The 18491-nt window shown below is 70.5% G+C and carries 17 protein-coding genes; 3 read left to right on the top strand and 14 right to left on the bottom strand.

What is annotated here, in order from left to right; all coding sequences use genetic code 11:
- Positions 1 to 111 precede the first annotated feature (111 nt).
- The gene (locus tag ABZS77_RS04825; RefSeq protein ID WP_354817304.1) at positions 112 to 606 is read left to right on the top strand and encodes a nitroreductase/quinone reductase family protein; all 495 of its coding nucleotides are present in this window, start codon (positions 112 to 114) and stop codon (positions 604 to 606) included.
- Between the two features lie 54 nt (positions 607 to 660).
- Here the strand turns inward: ABZS77_RS04825 and ABZS77_RS04820 are convergent, their stop codons facing one another.
- The 8 genes from ABZS77_RS04820 to ABZS77_RS04785 all read right to left on the bottom strand — a co-directional run bounded on the left by ABZS77_RS04820 (position 661) and on the right by ABZS77_RS04785 (position 10679).
- Positions 661 to 1941: an ABC transporter permease gene (locus ABZS77_RS04820; protein ID WP_354817301.1), complete on the bottom strand. Its 1281-nt coding sequence runs from the start codon at positions 1939 to 1941 to the stop codon at positions 661 to 663.
- A 3-nt stretch (positions 1942 to 1944) separates the two neighbouring features.
- Entirely contained in the window at positions 1945 to 3321 is a 1377-nt protein-coding gene (locus tag ABZS77_RS04815) for an ABC transporter permease (protein WP_354817298.1), read from the bottom strand.
- Entirely contained in the window at positions 3318 to 4865 is a 1548-nt protein-coding gene (locus ABZS77_RS04810; RefSeq protein ID WP_354819519.1) for an ABC transporter ATP-binding protein, read from the bottom strand. The genes ABZS77_RS04815 and ABZS77_RS04810 overlap by 4 nt, the downstream gene beginning before the upstream one ends.
- A gap of 254 nt (positions 4866 to 5119) precedes the next feature.
- Positions 5120 to 6187 (bottom strand): BMP family ABC transporter substrate-binding protein, encoded by a 1068-nt coding sequence (locus ABZS77_RS04805; RefSeq protein WP_354819516.1) that lies wholly within the window; start codon positions 6185 to 6187, stop codon positions 5120 to 5122.
- A gap of 278 nt (positions 6188 to 6465) precedes the next feature.
- A complete protein-coding gene (locus tag ABZS77_RS04800) occupies positions 6466 to 6807 on the bottom strand; it encodes a hypothetical protein (protein ID WP_354817295.1) in 342 nt (113 codons plus the stop codon).
- A 67-nt stretch (positions 6808 to 6874) separates the two neighbouring features.
- Complete coding sequence (locus tag ABZS77_RS04795) at positions 6875 to 7690, bottom strand: ABC transporter permease subunit (RefSeq protein ID WP_354819513.1); 816 nt, start codon at positions 7688 to 7690, stop codon at positions 6875 to 6877.
- Positions 7691 to 7791: 101 nt separating this feature from the next.
- Positions 7792 to 9432: an ABC transporter permease subunit gene (locus ABZS77_RS04790; protein ID WP_354817292.1), complete on the bottom strand. Its 1641-nt coding sequence runs from the start codon at positions 9430 to 9432 to the stop codon at positions 7792 to 7794.
- Complete coding sequence (locus ABZS77_RS04785) at positions 9432 to 10679, bottom strand: maltose ABC transporter substrate-binding protein (protein WP_354817289.1); 1248 nt, start codon at positions 10677 to 10679, stop codon at positions 9432 to 9434. The genes ABZS77_RS04790 and ABZS77_RS04785 overlap by 1 nt, the downstream gene beginning before the upstream one ends.
- Positions 10680 to 10876: 197 nt before the next feature.
- On the opposite strand from ABZS77_RS04785, the gene ABZS77_RS04780 reads away from it, so the two are divergent.
- Both ABZS77_RS04780 and ABZS77_RS04775 read left to right on the top strand, forming a co-directional pair.
- Complete coding sequence (locus tag ABZS77_RS04780) at positions 10877 to 11923, top strand: LacI family DNA-binding transcriptional regulator (protein WP_354817286.1); 1047 nt, start codon at positions 10877 to 10879, stop codon at positions 11921 to 11923.
- A 74-nt stretch (positions 11924 to 11997) separates the two neighbouring features.
- A complete protein-coding gene (locus ABZS77_RS04775; RefSeq protein WP_354817283.1) occupies positions 11998 to 13632 on the top strand; it encodes a glycoside hydrolase family 13 protein in 1635 nt (544 codons plus the stop codon).
- Between the two features lie 238 nt (positions 13633 to 13870).
- Here ABZS77_RS04775 and ABZS77_RS04770 read toward each other — a convergent pair whose 3' ends face one another.
- The 6 genes from ABZS77_RS04770 to ABZS77_RS04745 form a co-directional block, all read right to left on the bottom strand.
- On the bottom strand, positions 13871 to 14308 hold the full coding sequence (locus tag ABZS77_RS04770) for a hypothetical protein (RefSeq protein ID WP_354817280.1): 438 nt from the start codon (positions 14306 to 14308) through the stop codon (positions 13871 to 13873).
- Between the two features lie 80 nt (positions 14309 to 14388).
- A complete protein-coding gene (locus ABZS77_RS04765) occupies positions 14389 to 14775 on the bottom strand; it encodes a GntR family transcriptional regulator (RefSeq protein WP_354817277.1) in 387 nt (128 codons plus the stop codon).
- Entirely contained in the window at positions 14775 to 15698 is a 924-nt protein-coding gene (locus ABZS77_RS04760; protein WP_354817274.1) for a YhjD/YihY/BrkB family envelope integrity protein, read from the bottom strand. The genes ABZS77_RS04765 and ABZS77_RS04760 overlap by 1 nt, the downstream gene beginning before the upstream one ends.
- A gap of 79 nt (positions 15699 to 15777) precedes the next feature.
- Positions 15778 to 16347 (bottom strand): 2'-5' RNA ligase family protein, encoded by a 570-nt coding sequence (locus ABZS77_RS04755; protein WP_354817271.1) that lies wholly within the window; start codon positions 16345 to 16347, stop codon positions 15778 to 15780.
- 25 nt (positions 16348 to 16372) lie between these two features.
- Positions 16373 to 17398 (bottom strand): tryptophan--tRNA ligase, encoded by a 1026-nt coding sequence (gene trpS, locus ABZS77_RS04750; RefSeq protein WP_354817268.1) that lies wholly within the window; start codon positions 17396 to 17398, stop codon positions 16373 to 16375.
- 33 nt (positions 17399 to 17431) lie between these two features.
- Positions 17432 to 18454, bottom strand: coding sequence for a hemolysin family protein (locus tag ABZS77_RS04745; RefSeq protein ID WP_354819511.1), 1023 nt, complete (start codon positions 18452 to 18454; stop codon positions 17432 to 17434).
- Positions 18455 to 18491 lie beyond the last annotated feature (37 nt).

Raw genomic sequence — 18491 nt, 5'->3', positions numbered from 1 at the left:
GATGCCGAGGATGACGGCTCGGGGTGAAAGTGACGTTCGGCTCTGTATCTCCCGCTCGGGACAACCAACCCTGAAGCCGAGGACGGACACGTGCGACCGAGGGGACATGTGATGGCGAAGTTGGGGAGCTGGCCGTTGTCCGAGGACACTCTTCGTCGGATGTACGCGGGGGGCCGCGGTAATCCGGCGGCCCGCCGGTTCGCCCGGCTGTGGGCGGCCGTGTACGGCGCCGGCCTGCACCCGAGGCGGTGGGTGACACTCGAGGTCGTGGGACGCCGTACCGGTCAGATCACCCGGTTCCCGCTGGGTATGGCCGACTGGCAGGGCGACTGGTATCTGGTGCCGATGCTGGGCGAGAACTGCAACTGGGTCCGGAACGTACGTGCGGCCGACGGCCTGGTGACCATTCGGCACGGGCGCGCTCGGGTATGCCGCCTGGTCGAGGTGCCGGTCGACGAGCGCGCCCCGATTCTCAAGCGGTATCTGGCGACGGTCCCCGGAGCCCGGCCGCACCTCCCCGTCGACCGGCACGCGCCCCTGTCCGAGTTCGCGGCAGTCGCGGCACAGTATCCCGCGTTCCGTGTCGAGACGGCCCCCGTGAGATGACCGGCGCGCACCTCGCTGTGCCCGACGGGAGTCCCGCCGGGCACAGCTCGGCCGTCAGCCCTTGATGTACGGCTTACCGTCGGCGGCGGGTGCGCGGACCCGGCCGACCAGCCCGGCGACCGCCAGGATCGTGGCCAGGTAGGGCAGCATGGCCAGGAACTGGCTCGGGATGGAGCTGTTGATGGCGCCCAGGTAGGTGGCGAGCTGGTCGGCGAAGCCGAAGAAGAGCGCGGCGAGCAGCGCCCCCGTCGGGTTCCACCGGCCGAAGATCAGCGCGGCGAGCGCGATGAACCCCTTGCCACCGATCATGTTCTTGGTGAACGAGTAGAGCGCCAGGGTGTACGACGCGCCGCCGATGCCGGCGACGACGCCCGCCAGCAGCACGTTGCGGTAGCGCACCCGCAGCACCTTGACGCCGAGGGTGTCGGCGGCGGTCGGGTGCTCGCCGACCGAGCGGGTCCGCAGCCCCCACCGGGTCCGGAACAACCCGATGTGGATCACCAGCACCAGCAGCAGGCCGAGGTACAGGAAGATGTTGCCGCGGAACAGCGCCGGCCCGAGCACCGGGATGTCCTTGAGCAGCGGGATCTCCCAGTTGCTGAACCGGGGCGCGCTGTTGTACTTCTCCGCGTCGGTCTGCATCAGCCGCTCGTAGAGGAAGCCGGTGACGCCGACCGCCAGCAGGTTCAGCACGATGCCCATGACGACCTGGTCGACCAGGTAGCGGATGGCGAAGACGGCAAGCAGCAGCGAGATGAACGCGCCGCCGATCGCGGCGGCGACCAGGCCCACCCAGACGCTGCCGGAGAGGCTGCCGAACAGCGCGCCGCTGAACGCGCCCATCAGCAACTGGCCCTCGATGGCCACGTTGACGACACCGGAACGCTCGCAGAGCACCCCGGCGAGCGCGCCGAAGATCAACGGCAGGGCCAGGATGAACGTGCCCCGGATGATGTTGACCAGCGGCATGAAGTTCTGCCCGGCCGGTGCCGCGGAGACCTGCCAGCAGAGGAAGGAGAGCACGAAGCCGACCAGCCCGGCGGCGAGCACGGGCAGGAACCACCGCTTCGGCACCCCGGCGAGCAGCGCCGCGCCGGCGGCGATCGCGATGATCCCGAACAGGATCGCCCCGATGGTGCCGTTGATCTCCAGCGCGGCACCGGCGGCGTCGTCGCTGAGCGTGAACCGGGCCTGCTGGTCGGTGGCGAGCGCCCCGAAGAGCACCGCCGCCAGCAGTCCGAGCGCCAGCAGTGTGAGGCCGACCTTGCGGCTACGGGTCCAGAAGCCCTCGTCGACCGGGGCGACCGCGACGTCGGGGACAGCCATGGTGGACATGAGTTACCAGCCCTTCGCCAGGCTCGTCTGCAACCGGGCGGCCCGTGCGGCCCGGAGCTGGAAGATCGCCTTCACCAGGGCCGGCGCGGCGATGAAGATGACGATCAGCGCCTGGAGCACGGTCACCAACTCCAGCGAGATCCCCGAGTACGACTGCATCCGGTTGCCGCCGGCCTGGAGCGCGCCGAACAGCAGGGCGGCCAGCAGCACCCCCCACGGCTTCACCCGGCCGAGCAGTGCCACGAGGATCCCGTCGAAGCCGATCTGCGCGACCACCAGCGGCGTCAGGGCGCTGGCGGTGGAGCCGAGCACCATGTTCGAGCCGCCCAGGCCGGCCAGGATCCCGGAGAACACCATGATCAGGATGTACGTCCGGGTGACGCTGATGCCGGCGGTGCGGGCGGCGTCCGGGTTGGCCCCGACGGCGCGCAGCTCGAAGCCGAGGGTGGAGCGGTTGAGCAGCCAGGCGACCGCCCAGGTGGCCACGACGGCGAGCAGGATGCCGGCGTGCACCCGCAGGTTGTCGCCGAGCAGTCGGGGCAGCTGGGCGGAGTTGTCGACCGCCTTGCTGATCGCGTCGGTACGGGTGGGGTCCTGTACGCCGTTCTGCACGATCAGCCAGGTCAGGAAGTACGTGGCGACGTAGTTGAGCATGATCGTGTTGATCACCTCGTGTGCGCCCGCGCGCGCCTTGAGGATGCCCGGGATGAATCCCCAGAGCGCCCCGCCGAGAGCGCCTGCGAGTACGGCCACCAGCAGGTGCAGACCGGGCGGCAGCGGCAGCAGGAAACCGGCGAGCGCCGCCATGATCACGCCGATGGTCGCCTGACCCTGCGCGCCGATGTTGAACAGGCCGCCACGGAAGGCCAGCGCCACCGCCAGGCCGGTGAAGACCAACGGCGCGGTGTACGTGAGCGTCTCGGAGATCGGCGCCAGCACGGCCTGCCAGCCGTTGCTGCCGTTCAACCAGCCGGAGAACGCCTCCGGGTCGAAGACCGAACCCTTGAACAGGTTCGCGTACGCCTCACTCACCAGCGTCCAGCTCGCGTTGAACGCGTCGGCCGGGCGGGCGGTGATGTACGTGTAGGTGTGCAGCACGTCCGGGTCGGAGACGATCATCAGCACCGCGCCGACCACGATCGCCAGCACCAGCGACAGCAGGGTCACCGTGAAGGTGTTGGCGGCCCAGAGGTTGTCCAGGAACAACCGGCCCAGGGACGGCTTCGGTTCCGCCTCCGGGTCGGGCTTCGACGACGCGGGGCGGGTCGGTTCGGTCGCCGACTCGGCCTGTTCGGTGTTGCCGAGCGCGTTCTGCGCGGCCTGCGCCTCGCTCGCCGGTTCCTTGTCCGGCGAGCCGGACTGCGGGGTGGGGTCGCTCATGCCTCGTCCTCGTTCGCGGAGCCCGCGTCGCTCGCCGGGCTCCCGTCGGTGGCCGCGCCGTCGGTCGGCTCGGCGTCCGTGCCGTGCTCGTGGGCGGCGTCCGGGCTGATGCCGGCCATCAGCAGGCCGATCTCCTCGCGCGGGGTGTCCGGGCCGACGATGCCGATGATCCGCCCGCGGTACATCACCGCGATCCGGTCGGCCAGCCCGATCACCTCGTCCAGCTCGCTGGAGACCACCATGACGGCGGTGCCGACGTCCCGCTCGTGGATGATCCGGCTGTGGATGAACTCGATGGATCCGACGTCGACGCCGCGGGTCGGCTGGGCGGCGATGAAGAGCTTCAGCGGCCGGGACAACTCCCGGGCCACGATCACCTTCTGCTGGTTGCCGCCCGACAGGGTGCCCACCGACGCCTCTGCCGACGAGGTACGGACGTCGAACTGCTCGATCCGCTCCTTGGCCGACGAGGCGATCGCGTCCGGCTTGAGCGCGAGCCCGCTGCCGAACGGCGGCCGGTCGTAGATGTCCAGCACCAGGTTCTCCGCGACGCTGAACTCCTTGACCAGGCCGTCCACGCTGCGGTCCTCGGGTACGTAGCCGACGCCCGCGCGGAGCACCTTCTTCGTCTTCCACCCGTCGATGCGGTCGCCGGCCAGGCTGACCGTGCCGGCGAGCACCGGGCGCAGGCCCATGATCGCCTCGATCAGCTCGGTCTGGCCGTTGCCCTGTACGCCCGCCACGCCGAGCACCTCGCCGGCGCGTACGGTCAGGTCCACCCCGTCGACCGCGCGGATCTGCCGGTCGTCGTCGACGACCAGTCCCGCGACCTCAAGCACCGGCTCGCCCGGCGTGGCCGGGGACTTGTCCACGGTGAGCCGGACGTTGCGCCCGACCATCAGCGCGGCCAGCTCGTCCCGGCTGGCCTCCGGCGAGGCGGTGCCGACGGTCTTCCCGCGCCGGATCACCGTGATCCGGTCGGCGATGGCCTTGACCTCGCCGAGCTTGTGGGTGATGAAGACGATCGACTTGCCGGCTGCCTTGAGTGACCGCATGACCGTCAACAGCTCATCGGTCTCCTGCGGCGTGAGCACGGCGGTCGGCTCGTCCAGGATCAGCAGGTCGACGTCGCGGGTGAGCGCCTTGACGATCTCGACGCGCTGCTGGATGCCGACCGGCAGGTCCTCGATCACGGCGTCCGGGTCGACCCGCAGGTTGTAGCGCTCGGAAACCTCGGTGACCTCACGCCGGGCCCGCCGCCGGTCCAGGAAGCCGGCGATGCCGCCCTTGACCTGCTCGGCGCCGAGCATGACGTTCTCGGCCACGGTGAAGACCGGCACCAGCATGAAGTGCTGGTGCACCATGCCGATCCCGGCCGCGATCGCGTCGGAGGGGCCCTTCAGCTTCAGCGGCTTGCCGTCGACCAGGATCTCGCCCTCGTCGGGCTGGTACAGCCCGTAGAGCACGTTCATCAGGGTCGACTTGCCCGCGCCGTTCTCGCCGAGCAGGGCGTGGATCTCTCCAGGCTCCACCGTCAGATCGATGTGGTCGTTGGCGACCAGATCACCGAACCGTTTGGTGATGCCGCGCAGTTCGAGTCTCAGCGCAACCTCCTGGAGTGCGAGCGATGGTGCAGCGTAGCTGCCGGTCGACCGGGCCGGACCGGCCCGGTCGCCGTGGCGCGCGATCGGCCGCCCCGGCCCCGCGGGTGGTTGCCCGCGGTTCCGGAGCGGCCGGATCGGTCGTACGTGTTCCCCGCCGCTCCTTCGATGATCTCACCGGAGGAGCGGGCCGGTCGTCACTTGGTCGGCTGGGCCTTCGAGGTGACGGTGATGGTGCCGGCGGCGATGTCCGCCTTGATCTTGTCGACCTCGGCCTTCAGCTCGGCCGGAACCTTGCTGTCGAAGTCGTGGTACGGGGCGATCGACACGCCGGTGTTGGCCAGGGTGCCCACGAAGCCCGGCTGAGCCTGCAGCTTCTCGCCACCGGCGGCCTTGAGCACGGCCTCCTTGACGGCCTCCGGGATGTTCTTGACGACCGTGGTGATGATCGCCGAGCAGTCCGGGGTGCTCTCGCAGCCGTCCACGTCCACCCAGATGGTGTTGTACTTGCCACCCGAGGCCTTGGCCGCGGCCGTGGTGCCGAGGCCAGCGCCGCCGGCGACCGGCATGATGATGTCCGCGCCCTGGGCGACCAGCGCGTCGGAGACCTTCTTGCCCTCGTCCTGCTTGGCGAAGTCGTTGGTGAAGGAGCCCTTCTGGGTCTCCTTGTTCCAACCCAGCGCCTGGACGCTCTTGCCCTTGGTGGTGTTGTAGTACGTCACACCGTCGACGAAGCCGTCCATGAAGATCGTCACCGGCGGGATCGGGAGGCCACCGTAGGTGCCCACCTTGCCGCTCTTGGACATCCCAGCCGCCAGGTAGCCGGCCTGGAACGCGGCCTGCGCGGTGTCGAACTGCATCGGGTAGACGTTGGCGTCACCCGGGTTGGCGTCGACGATGCCGAACTGCTGGTTCGGGTTCGCCTTGGCGATCTTCGAGGTGGCGTTGGCCATCAGGCCGCCGACCGCCAGGATGAAGTCGCACTTCTGGTTGACGTACTGCGTCAGGTTCGGCTCGTAGTCGGCCTCGGCCTTCGACGCGACGTACTTGATGTCGATGTTGCCGTTGGCGGCCTTGGCGTCCTGCAGGCCCTTCCAGGCCGAGGTGTTGAACGACTTGTCGTCGATGCCACCGACGTCGGTCACCATGCAGGCGCTGAACTTCTTGGCGCCACTGCCGGCGTTGTTGTCATCATCGGGCGCCTCGCCACAAGCGGCGGCCGTGAGCAGAAGCCCACCTGCCGCGACGATCGAGGCGATCCGCATCCCACGCACCGAGCGCAAGACGTCTCCTTCCCATTGCACACCGCGCCTAGTGCGGTGGCAGCCCATCAGCCGACCTGCGGGTGTGCCGCCGGCTGTCCCACGTTACGGACGGGAGCGTACGCCCGCGCCCACCCACCGGCCGACAATCGTGCACGACTGTTGAGCGCCTGTTACCCGGGTGTAACCCTTGGGTGGGGCAAATCACTCTTCGTGCTGGTAGGTGAGCGTCGGGGCGTCCCGAACGTCCGGTTCGCAGGGGCTGATCCCCTGCCCGGACGTTACCGCCAAAAGACCGCCACCGCCGCGTTGACCAGGGTCAGCCCGACGATCGCGAGGAAGTGGCCGCGGCTGACCACGTCCCGCTTCCGGGAGAAGAAGACCATGACGAAGATCAGCAGCGCGATCACCAACTTCGTCACAAGTTTCGCCGGTGCCGGCTCGTCGCCGTCGCGCAGTGGCGCGGACAGCCCGATGCCGGTCAGCAACTGGATCACAGCCCCCCAGAGCATCGCGGGGTTGATCCGCAGCTTGCCGCTGACGTACTGGGCGATGGAGCCGCCGAGCAGCAGGGCGAAACCGATCAGATGGACGTAGAGGAGAGTCAGTCTCAGTGCTTCCACGCCGCCCATCCTCCCTCATCAACGACACTTTGTAGTAGTGGGGTCGGCCGGCCGGCGCGTCGAAGGCTCATCCCTTGACGGCGCCGGAGGTGAGGCCGGAGACGATGAAGCGCTGCAGGAACTGGAAAACCAGCACGGTGGGGATCGCGGTGAGCAGGGTGCCGGCGGCGAAGATCCCGAAGTTGGAGTTCCGCTCGCCGCCCTGCAACATGCCCCGCATGCCGACCGCGAGGGTCTTGGCGTCCGTGTCGGTGAGGAAGACGCTCGCCATCAGGAACTCGTTGACGGTGCTGATGAAGGCGAGCAGCCCGGTCACCGCGAGGATCGGCGCCACCAACGGCAGCATGATCCGGAAGAAGACCTGGGCGTGCGAGGCGCCGTCCATGGTTGCCGACTCGTCCAACTCCCGGGGCAGGGTGTCGAAGAAGCCCTTCATCAGCCAGGTGTTCACGCCCAGCGCGCCACCCAGGTAGAGCAACAGCAGGCCCCACGGGGTGTTGAAGCCGATGGCCGGCCACAGGTCGGTGATCCCGCCGAAGATCAGGAAGATCGCGACGATCGCCAGGAACTGCGGAAACATCTGGATCAACAGCAGCGACAGCAGCCCCACCCGTCGCCCCTGGAACCGCATTCGGGAGAACGCGTACGCCGCGAGCGCCGACAGGAAGACCGAGGCGAACGAGGCGCCACCGGCGATGAGCAGCGAGTTCACGAACCAGTGGGCGAACTCGGTGCGCGCGAACAGATCCCCGAAGTTGCCGAACGACACCCCGCCGGTGGGCACCAACTCGGTGGACGACAGGGTGCCGAGCGGGTTGAGCGCCGCCGAGACGACGAAAACGAGCGGGAAGAGACTGAACAGCACACCGAGCAGGCCGACCAGGTGCCGCCAGCCGACCTGGGCGAACCAGCGGCTCTTCCGCCTCCCCCCGTTGCGGTCGACCGTCGCCGGGCCGTTCGTGACGGTGGCCCCGCTGAGCGTGGTCACGCGTACACCTCCTCCTGTTGCCGGGTCCGCCGGAAGCTGACCGCCGAGACCACCGCGACGATGGCGAAGATGAACAGCGAGATCGCCGCGGCGAAGCCGAACTGGGCGTCCTGCCCGCCGAACGCCAACCGGTAGGTGTAGGTGATCAGCAGGTCGGTGGCGCCGTTGCTGGGGTTGTCCGCCGGGAACGGCGCACCCTCGGTGGTCAGGTAGATCGCGTTGAAGTTGTTGAAGTTGAACGCGAACGACGAGATCAGCAGGGGTGAGAGCGCAACCAGCAGCAGCGGCAGCGTGACGGCTCTGAACGACTGCCAGGGCGACGCCCCGTCGACCGAGGTGGCCTCGGTCAACTCCCGCGGGATGGCCTGTAGCGCGCCGGTGGCCACCAGGAACATGTACGGGTAGCCGAGCCAGAGCTGCACCAGGATCACCGCGACGCGGGCCGACCAGTCCTGCCCGAACCAGTCGACGCTGAGCCCGAACATGTTGTTGATCAGCCCGAAGTCGGTGTTGAACATGTCCCGCCAGATCAGCAGCATCGCGAAGGACGGCATGGCGTACGGCAGGATCAGCAACATCCGGTAGAGGTTGGTGCCCCGCATCCGGGGCGAGTGCAGCGCCAGCGCGATCAGCATGCCGAGGATGAACGTCCCGCCGGTGGAGCCGATCGCGAAGGCGAAGTTCCAGATCAGCGTGCCGAGAAACGGTCCGGAGATCCGCTCGTCGGTGAGTACCCGGGTGAAGTTGGACAGCCCGACGTTCACCTTCCAACCCTGGGCCAGCCGTTCACCGTCGGCGGCGACGAACGCGCCGACCTCGCCGTCCGCGGTCCAGGTTCTGCCGCTGTCGCTGTCCTTGACGCAGTCGCAGCCCGCGTCGTACGCCCGGACGGCGGTGCCCTCGTACGCCCGGGACAGGCCAGAGGACCGCAGCGCGCCGCCGGCGGTCGGCACCACCAGGTCGGTGACGTCCTTGCTGCGGGCGCTGGCCTGCCCGACGTTCAGCACGGTGTAGCCGTCTGCGGCGGTGACCTTGCCGCCCGGTGCGACGGTGGCCGCGCCGGGGTCGAGCGGACGCAGACCCCGCGCGTCGCCGACGGAGACCGTGCCGGTCTCCGGGTCGGTGACCAGGAAGACCAGCGGGCCGGTGGTCGGGTCGCCCTTGGTGGCGACTGACAACGGGTACTGGGTGGAACCCGGAACCTGCTTCACCGAGGAGCTCTGGATCGCGACGATCGCGTCGTCCTTGCTGCCCCGGTGGCCGTCGCCGAAGTTGGTGAACGCCGTGCTCGCCGTGTAGAGCACCGGCACGACCTGGAAGGCGATCAGGAAGAGCGTGCCGGGGACGAGGTACTTCGCCGGGACGTGCCGGCGGCCCAGGTACAGATAGAACAGTGCGGCGGTGGTCAGCACCAGCACTGCCAACCCGATCCACTGCTCCGCCTCCACGAGCGGGAAGGCCGCCCAGATCGCGATCCCGGCCACCAGGCCGAGCAGGACCACCTTCACGGCGAGGCCGGCCGCGGTGATCGGCGCGTGGTTCCGCGCGGTACGGGTCGTGCGCGGGGGCCCGGTGCGGCCAGGCCCCGGGCCCGGGGCCTGCTGGGCAGACCCCGGGCCGGACAGCGGTGTGCTCATTACTTGATCGAGCCGGCGATCGTCTTACCGGCCGCGGTGACCGTGCTGGTCGGGTCGGCGCCGCCGATGACGGCCGCCTCGGCCTTGCCGAACGGGTCCCAGATCGCGGCCATGGCCGGAATGGCGGGGAGCACCTGGCCGTTCTTTCCAGCCTCGATGAACTTGGCCAGGTCCGGGTCGCTGGCCTTGACCTGGTCCAGCGCGGCGGTCAGCGCCGGCGGGCGTGGGTCTGCCTGGTACAGGGCCACGGCCAGTTCCGGCTTCGCGACGTAGTTGGTGACGAACTCCTGGGCGAGGGCCTTGTTCTTGCCCTTGGCGGCCACGTAGAAGGACTGGACGCCCACGAACGGCGCGGCCGCCTTGCCGCCGGCGAAGCCCGGAACGGCGGAGACGTCGTACGTGATTCCTGCCTTCTTCACGTCGGCGGTGGCCCACGGTCCGGAGACCAGGAAGGCGCACTTCTTGCCGGTGAAGGTGGCGGTCGAGTTGGTGTCGGCGATCGAGCGCTTCAGCACGCCCTCGCCCTTCTCGCCGAGCGCGGCGATCTTCTTGAACGCGGCGATCGACTCCGGCTTGCCCACGCCGAGGTCCTTCGGGTCGTAGTCGCCGTTCGCCGTGGTGCCGAAGAGGTAGCCACCGGCCGAGGCGTACAGCGGGTAGATGTGGTACGCGTCGCCCTTCTGGCCGACCTGGAGGCAGAGGATCTCGGTGACCTTCTTCTGCGCCTTGAGCTGCTTGCCGGTGGCGACCAGGTCCTCAATGGTCTTCGGCGCCTCGGGGGCCAGCTCGGTGTTGCGGATCAGCGCCAGGTTCTCCTGCGCGTACGGCACGCCGTAGAGCTGGCCGTTGAACGTGACGGCCTTGATGGCGGTCTCGTTGAAGGCGGCCTTCTGGTCGTCGGGCAGCTGGACCGGGTCGATGGCGCCGTTCTGGACCAGGTTGCCGATCCAGTCGTGTGCGCCGATCACCACGTCCGGGCCGCCGCCCTGGCTGGACACGGTCACGAAGTTGTTCTGCAGGTCCTCGTTCGGGACGGCCTGCACCTCGACGGTGACACCGTTCTCCGTGCCGAACTTCTCGGCGAACGGCTTGAGGGCCGCGGTCCGCTTGTCGTCAGCCCAGATGACCAGTGTGCCGCCGGCGGCTTTGGGGGACTCCTTCGCGGCCGGCTCGTCGCTGTCGCCACAGCCGGAGGCGGCGAGCGCCAGGGCGAAGAGGGCGACCACACCCGCGGTACGGATGCGCATCGGTACTCCTGTCGTCATGGCGGGTCCGCCGGGGGAAGGGCGGCCCGCCGTGGAAATGCTGGAATTTCTTGCCAACCGGCACAGACGTGCTGCGCCGCAGCTTGCGCATGTTGCGGGGACGTTAGCAAGACGTTGCAGATAATGGAAGCGCTTGCAGAGTGCCCCGCAAGAACTTGCCGGTGGGCTAAAGTGCCGCCATGCGCGCTCGACTGTCCGACATCGCCCAGCAGGCCGAAGTCAGCGAGGCCACGGTGTCGCGGGTGCTCAACGACCGCCCCGGCGTGGCCCCGGAGACCCGCCAGGCCGTCCTCACCGCCCTCGACGTGCTCGGCTACGAGCGCCCGGCCCGGCTGCGCAAACGCAGCGCCGGACTGGTCGGCCTGGTGGTGCCCGAGCTGGACAACCCGATCTTCCCGGCCTTCGCCCAGGTCATCGAGTCGACCCTGGCGCAGAGCGGGTTCACACCGGTGCTCTGCACCCAGACCGCCGGTGGCGTCACCGAGGACGAGTACGTGGAGATGCTGCTGGACCGGCAGGTCTCCGGCATCGTCTTCGTCTCCGGCCTGCACGCCGACACCGCCGCCAACCACGACCGCTACCGGGCGCTGATCGCCCGCCCGCTGCCGGTCGTCATGATCAACGGGTACGTGCCGGGCATCGGCGCGCCCTTCGTCTCCTGTGACGACCGCGAGGCCGCCGAACTGGCCGTGGCCCACCTCGTCGCACTCGGCCACCGGCGGATCGGCCTGATCACCGGCCCGGACCGGTTCGTCCCGGTGCGGCGCAAGGTGGCCGGCTGGCGTGCCGCGATGACCCGGCTGGCCGGCGTGGCCGAGGCCGACCTGGGCCCGCTCGCCGAGCTGTCACTGTTCGGTGTGGAGGGTGGCGAGGCGGCTGCCGGCCGGCTGCTCGACCGTGGCGTCACCGCCGTGGTCTGCGGTTCGGACCTGATGGCGCTCGGCGCGGTCCGGGCGGCCCGCCAGCGCGGCCTGACCGTTCCTGGTGACCTCTCCGTGCTCGGGTACGACGACTCGCCGTTGATGGCCTTCACCGACCCGCCGCTGACCACCATGCGCCAGCCGGTGCCCGCGATGGCGGTCGCGGCCGTCCGGGCCCTGGTGGACGAGATCAACGGGCACGGTGCCCCGCACTCCGAGTACCTGTTCCGTCCGGAGCTGGTGGTGCGCGGTTCGACGGCGGTCGCCCCGGCCGCGGTGCGATTCCCTTACGCAAGATCTGCTTGACTCTTGCAGGGCGCTGCCGGCATATTGCTCAGACAGTCGCGCCCGAGCACGAGACAGACGGGGAACGTCAACCGATGACCGCAAGCACCACCACCCCGACCCACCCCGCCGACGACTGGTGGCGCGCCGCGGTCGTCTACCAGGTGTACGTCCGCAGCTTCGCCGACAGCGACGGCGACGGCGTCGGTGACCTCCAGGGGATCCGGGAACGCCTGCCGTACCTGCACGACCTCGGGGTGGACGCGCTCTGGCTGACCCCCTTCTACACGTCCCCCATGGTCGACGGCGGCTACGACGTCGCCGACTACCGCGACGTCGACCCGATGTTCGGCACCCTGACCGACTTCGACGCCATGATCACCGACGCGCACGCCCTCGGCCTGCGGATCATCGTCGACCTGGTGCCCAACCACACGTCCAGCGCGCACCGCTGGTTCGTCGACGCCCTCGCCGCCGGCCCCGGGTCACCGCAGCGGGCCCGCTACCTCTTCGCCGACGGCCGGGGCGAGCGGGGCGAGCTGCCGCCGAACGACTGGGAGAGCATCTTCGGCGGCCCGGCCTGGACCCGCGTCGCCGACGGCCAGTGGTACCTGCACCTGTTCGACCCGGCCCAGCCGGACCTGAACTGGCGCCACCCGGAGGTCCGCGCCGAGTTCGAGGACGTGCTGAGGTTCTGGCTGGACCGGGGCGTGGACGGGTTCCGCGTCGACGTGGCCCACGGCATGATCAAGGCCGAGGGGCTGCCGGACGTCGGCTTCAGCACCATGACGACCGGCCAGCGCCAGGTCGAACTGCTCGGCAAGGGCCGCCTGCCCTACTTCGACCAGGACGAGGTGCACGAGATCTACCGCGCCTGGCGGCCCATCCTGGACAGCTACCCCGGCGGCCGGATGGCCGTCGCCGAGGCGTGGGCCGAGACGCCGCAGCGGCTCGCCCGCTACATCGGCCCGGACGAACTGCACCAGGCGTTCAGCTTCGACTTCCTCGACGCCACCTGGTCGGCCGACTCGTTCCGCAAGGTGATCGACACCGCGCTCGCCGAGGCGGCGGTGGTCGGCGCACCCACCACCTGGGTGTTGTCCAACCACGACAAACAGCGCCACGTCACCCGCTACGGCGACGGCGTCGAGGGTCTGCGTCGGGCCCGCGCCGCAAGCCTGCTCATGCTCGCCCTGCCCGGCTGCGCCTACCTCTACCAGGGCGAGGAACTGGGCCTGCCCGAGGTGCTCGACCTGCCCGACGAACTCCGCCAGGACCCGGCCTTCCTGCGCACCGGCGAGAGCCGCGACGGCTGCCGGGTGCCCATCCCGTGGACCGGTGAGCTGGCCCCGTACGGCTTCGGACCGGCCGGCAGCGACCTGAGCTGGCTACCCGCCCCCGCCACCTGGCGGACGCTGTCCGTCACCGCGCAGACCGGCGTACCCGGCTCGACGCTGGAGCTGTACCGGGCCGCGCTGCGGATCCGCCGCGAGCATCCGGCGCTGTCCGTCGACGCCGGCGGGGTCACCTGGCTGGAGACCGGCCCCGGCGTGCTCGCCTTCTCCCGAACCGCCGGCGCAACCGTGCTGACCTGCGTGGTCAACCTCAGCGGGGCGCCGGTCCTGATCGACGGGTACGGCCAGCCGGTCGTCGCCAGCGACACCGTCACCGCGCAGGGCTCCGGTCATCTGCTGCCGGTCGACGCCGCCGCCTGGTTGGAACGCCGCTGAGCGGGTAACCCGTTCTCGACCTGGTCGTCCGTCGTGCCCCGCGCCAACGGGCGACTGGGCTACCGGCCCCTTGTGGTGGGGGGTGAGGTGGCGCCGGCGCCACGCGGATTCTACTCCGCGCGGCGCCGGTGTCCGTCTGCGCCGGCGTGTGGGCCGCCGCCGACGTGGGTACCGCGAGGTACGACGGCTCGTCGACCTGGGTGCGCGACACCCCACCCACCCGCTGACCGTCCCGGGGTCACTTCGCGGTGAGCAGCGCCGCGATCCGGGTGAAGCCGGCGCGTACCTCAGCCGCGTCCGGCGGTTCGACGGGCTCCCCGTGGCCCGCCTCGTCGGCGGCGGCGTCCAACTCCTCGTCGATCACGTCCTCGAAGTCGCCGTACAGGTCGGCCCCCTCGACCTGGCTGGCCTCGTCCTCGGCGGCGACCTGCGCGGCGGCGATCTCGCTGCGGATCTCGTCGGCCGACAACGCCGGCAGCAGCGGTTCCACCACCGCCATCAGCTGCTCGTCGGCCACCACCGCCTCGGCCAGCGCCAGCGCGTGCGGTCGCTCGTACGGCCCGCAGACCACCGGTTCCCACTCGTCGAGATCGCCGAGCGGACCGAAGGTGATGATCCACGGAAGCCCGAGCAGCGGCGAGTCCGCCGGCAGGTCAAGTGTCATGAGTGCGCCCACCGGCTCATCATGTACGCGAACGCGAGCGCCGGACGCGGTTTCGCCGCAGGACCGCCCGTCCGGCGGCGGATCCGGGGCGGTCAGCCGGGGCGCGCCGCGTCCAGGGCGGCACGGACCAGCGCGAGCGCGGTGGCGGGCGGTACGCCCAGCCGGGCCGCCTCGGCCGCGTAGCCGGCCGCCGCCCGCTGGAGCCGGTCGACGGCGTCGTCCCGCCCGGGGGCGACGAAGGTGCCGTTGCGCCCCCGGGTCTCCAGCAGACCGGCCGCCTCCAGCTCGCGGTACGCCCGGGCCACCGTGTTCGCGGCCAACCGCAGGTCGGCGGCGAGCTGCCGGACGGTGGGAAGTCGACTGCCCACCGGGAGCCGGCCGTCGCCGATCAACTCGGCGAGCTGCACACGCACCTGCTCGTACGGGGGCACCGACGAGTCCGGGTCGACCGAGATCAGCACCTGCGCACCTTCCGCCATCAGCCAGCGCCGCCCGGCGTTCCGGGATCGGTGTCCTCGTCGATGGTCGCCGCCGGGGCGCCCTCGGCCAGGTCGACCACCCGCCCGTTGGTGCTGGTCGCGAGCAGCGCGGCCCCGAACAGCACCAACTGGTTGAGCAGGTAGAGGTAGAGCAGCAGACCGACGGCGCCGGCCACCACCGTGTACGCCGGATTCCGCTCGGTGCGCACCACGTAGTACCGGCCGACGGTGTTGAGCAGGGTGATGCCGACCGCGACCAGCAGCACCACCGGCCGCAGCCGGGACCGGCTCATCCGCAGCCGGGGCACCGCGAGCAGCAACGCGGTGGCGAGCACCGCGTTGACCAGCACGCTGAGCACCGCGCTGACCGTGGTCAGTCCGACCGATCCGGTGCTGCGCAGCAGGAAACGCAGCAGTGATTCCAACGCGTCCACGGCCGCCACCGAGACGCCGAGGAGCACGAAGACGCCGATCATCACGCCGAGGTCGACGAGTCGTCGGACCACCAGGTTGCCGGGCTGCTGGTTGAGCGCGTACATGAGCCGCTGCGAGGAGCGGATCGCCTCGACCCAGCCGATCCCGGTGAAGACCAGGATGACCAGACCGACCACCCCGACGGTGCCGCTGGAGTTGGCGATCTGCTGCGCGTCGAGGAACGGCAGATTTTCCTTCAGGAAGTCGGCCGCCGCCGCGCTGACCTCGTCGTTGTCCTCCAGGATCGCGCCGAAGATCGAGTACGCGACCAGGGCGAGGGCGAACACCGCGAAGAAGCCGTAGTAGGCGATCGCCGCCGCCAGTCGACCGGCCAGCAGCTCGCCGTAGAGCGTGCCGGCGCGCCACACGTGGTCGAAGAGACCGGATCGGCTGCGCGCGGCACTCACCCAGCGGTCGATGCCCGCCTCGATCCGGCCGATCACGTTCACGCGATCATCCTCGCCGATCTCCCACCGCCGTAGTGGCAACCGGCTGCCGACGCTCGCCGATCGGCGCGTCGCCGGCCGCTCAGTCGCCGAGCCGGAAGTCCCGACGTGGCTGCCACCGGGCCTGTCCGCTGTGCGAGAAGAGGGTGAACGCGTCGACCTCGAACATCGCCGAGAAGTCGGCAAGATCCTCGTACGCCTTGTCCAGTGCCTCGGGCGCGACGTCCTGCGCGACGGTGACGTGCGGATGGTACGGGAAGCGGGTCTGGCGGTGCAGGCCCGGCGCGGCGGCGATGGCCGCGGCCAGCAGCTCACATTCGCTGATCCCGGCGGCCACCGCGACGAAGACCACCTGCGTCACCGGGCGGAACGTGCCGGTGCCCCGCAGGTGCAGCGCGAACGGCAGGTGCGCGGCGGCGACCTCGGCGAGGTGCCGCTCGATGGCGGGCAGGTTGGCCGTCGGGATCTCGGTCGGCCCGAGCAGCGTCACGTGCGCGGGCACGGCGAGCGGGTCACCGGCCTCGATCCGGCGCCGGGTGAGCTGGCCACCCCACGGCTCCGGGATGTCCACCGCGATGCCGATCTGGATGGTGTCGCCGGTGTGCGGCACCCCGCCACTGCGATCCACGCTCCGCGCCGCCTGCTCGGCCACCGACCCGCCCACCCGTCCCGCGGCGCTATTCGCCGCGTACCGGCGGGAAGAACCCGACCCGCTCGTACGCGGACCGCAGCGTCGGCCCGGCCACCGCCCGGGCCTTCTCGGCGCCGGCGGCGAGCAGCTTGTCCAGCTGCGCCGGGTCGTCGAGGTACGTGCGGGTGCGCTCCTGGATCGGGCGGACGAACTCCGCCACCACCTCGGCCAGCTCCTTCTTCAGGTCGCCGTAGCCGCGACCGGCGTACGCGGCCACCAGGTCGTCGATGCTCCGACCGCTGAGCGCCGAGTGGATGGTCAGCAGGTTCGACACACCGGGCTTGGTCTCGGTGTCGAAGACGATCTCCCGGCCGGTGTCGGTCACCGCCGAGCGGATCTTCTTGGCCGAGCGGGCCGGGTCGTCCAACAGGTCGATGATGCCGGCCGGCGAGGACGACGACTTGGACATCTTCGCCGTCGGCTCCTGGAGATCGGTGATCTTCGCGGTGTCCTTCACGATGTGCGGCGCCGGAACCGTGAACGTCGTGCCGAACAGCGAGTTGAACCGCTGGGCCAGATCGCGGGAGAGCTCCAGGTGCTGGCGCTGGTCCTCGCCGACCGGCACCGCGTTGGCCTGGTAGAGCAGGATGTCGGCGGCCTGCAGGATCGGGTAGGTGAAGAGCCCGACGCTTGCCCGCTCGTTGCCCTGCTTCTGCGACTTGTCCTTGAACTGGGTCATCCGGCTGGCCTCGCCGAAGCCGGTGATGCAGCCGAGCACCCAGGCCAGCTGCGGGTGCTCGGGCACCTGCGACTGCACGAACAGGGTGCTGCGGTCCGGGTCCAGGCCGACAGCGAAGAGCTGGGCGGCGGCCACCCTCGTCCGCTGGCGCAGCAGCGCCGGGTCGTGCCCCGCCGTGATGGCGTGCAGGTCCACCACGCAGTAGAACGCGTCGTGGGTTTCCTGGAGGGCCACCCAGTGCCGTACCGCCCCGAGGTAGTTGCCGAGGTGGAACGAGTCGGCCGTCGGCTGGATGCCGGAGAAGACGCGGGGACGGGCGGGAACGTCGGACATGGCGATAATTCTGTCAGCAAGCAACCCGGTCCGTCATGACGGGCCGGCGGGTCGCCCCCGGCCCGCCGGTGCCGGGGCGCTGACCTCGTGCGGCTCCCCCGCGTCGAGCGGGCGCGCCGGCACGCCCGGGCCGCGGCGCCGCTGCCCGGCCACCGGATCCCGGGGCTGCGCGCCGTTGGTCTCCTGCCGCTGGTCCGTCGCCCGAACGGCGGCGACCGCGAGGCGTGCCACCCGCCGCCCGTCCAACGCCAGCACCCGCAACGACCAGCCGCCCGGCGGATCGGGATCGCCCGCGACGAGCGGCTCACCGGGCACCGGCACCTCGTCGCCGGTCACCGGCAGCCGCCCCAGCGCGGCCATCACGAAGCCACCCACCGTCTCGTACGGCCCGACGGGCAGCGCCACCCCGGTCCGCTCGGCGAAGTCGGACAGGTTGAGCCGTCCGTCCACCACGGCGGGCAGGCCGGCGTGCACCGGATCGGGGGCGGCGTCGTACTCGTCGTGGATCTCGCCGACCAACTCCTCGATCAGGTCCTCCAGGGTGACGATCCCGGCGGTGCCGCCGTACTCGTCGACCACCACCGCCAGGTGCTGGCCCTCGCGGCGCATCTCGGTCAGCGCGGCCAGCACCCGCTTGCTGCCGGGCAGCCGCTTCACCTCGCGGGTCAGCTGGCCGACGGTGGCGCACGGGTCCACGTCCGGGCGCAGCAGCAGGTCCCGTAGGTGCACGAAGCCCACCACGTCGTCGTGGGTGCCGTCGGTGACCGGGTAGCGGGTGTGCGTCTCGGCGCGGACCAGTCGGGCGGCCTCGGAGATGGTCAGCCGGGCGGGGAGGAAGACCACCTCGGTGCGGGGCATCATCACCTCGCGGACGAGGCTCGCGCCGGCCACCAGGACCTCGTCGATGATCCGCCGCTCGTCCGGGTCCAGCACGGTGTTCGCGGCGACGAGGTCCCGCAGTTCGGCTTCGGAGATGCGTTCCCGGCCGGCCGCCGGGCCGGCGCCGAGCAGGTCGGTGACGAGGCGGCTGGCCCCGTCGGCGGTGCGGACCAGCATCCGGGCGACGGCCCGGGCGAGCGGGCCGGGGTCGCGG

Source organism: Micromonospora sp. NPDC005298, assembly GCF_040607375.1.
GTDB lineage: Bacteria > Actinomycetota > Actinomycetes > Mycobacteriales > Micromonosporaceae > Micromonospora.
The sequence above is the reverse complement of the archived record's forward strand: the minus strand, read 5'-3'. Positions and strand labels throughout refer to the sequence as shown.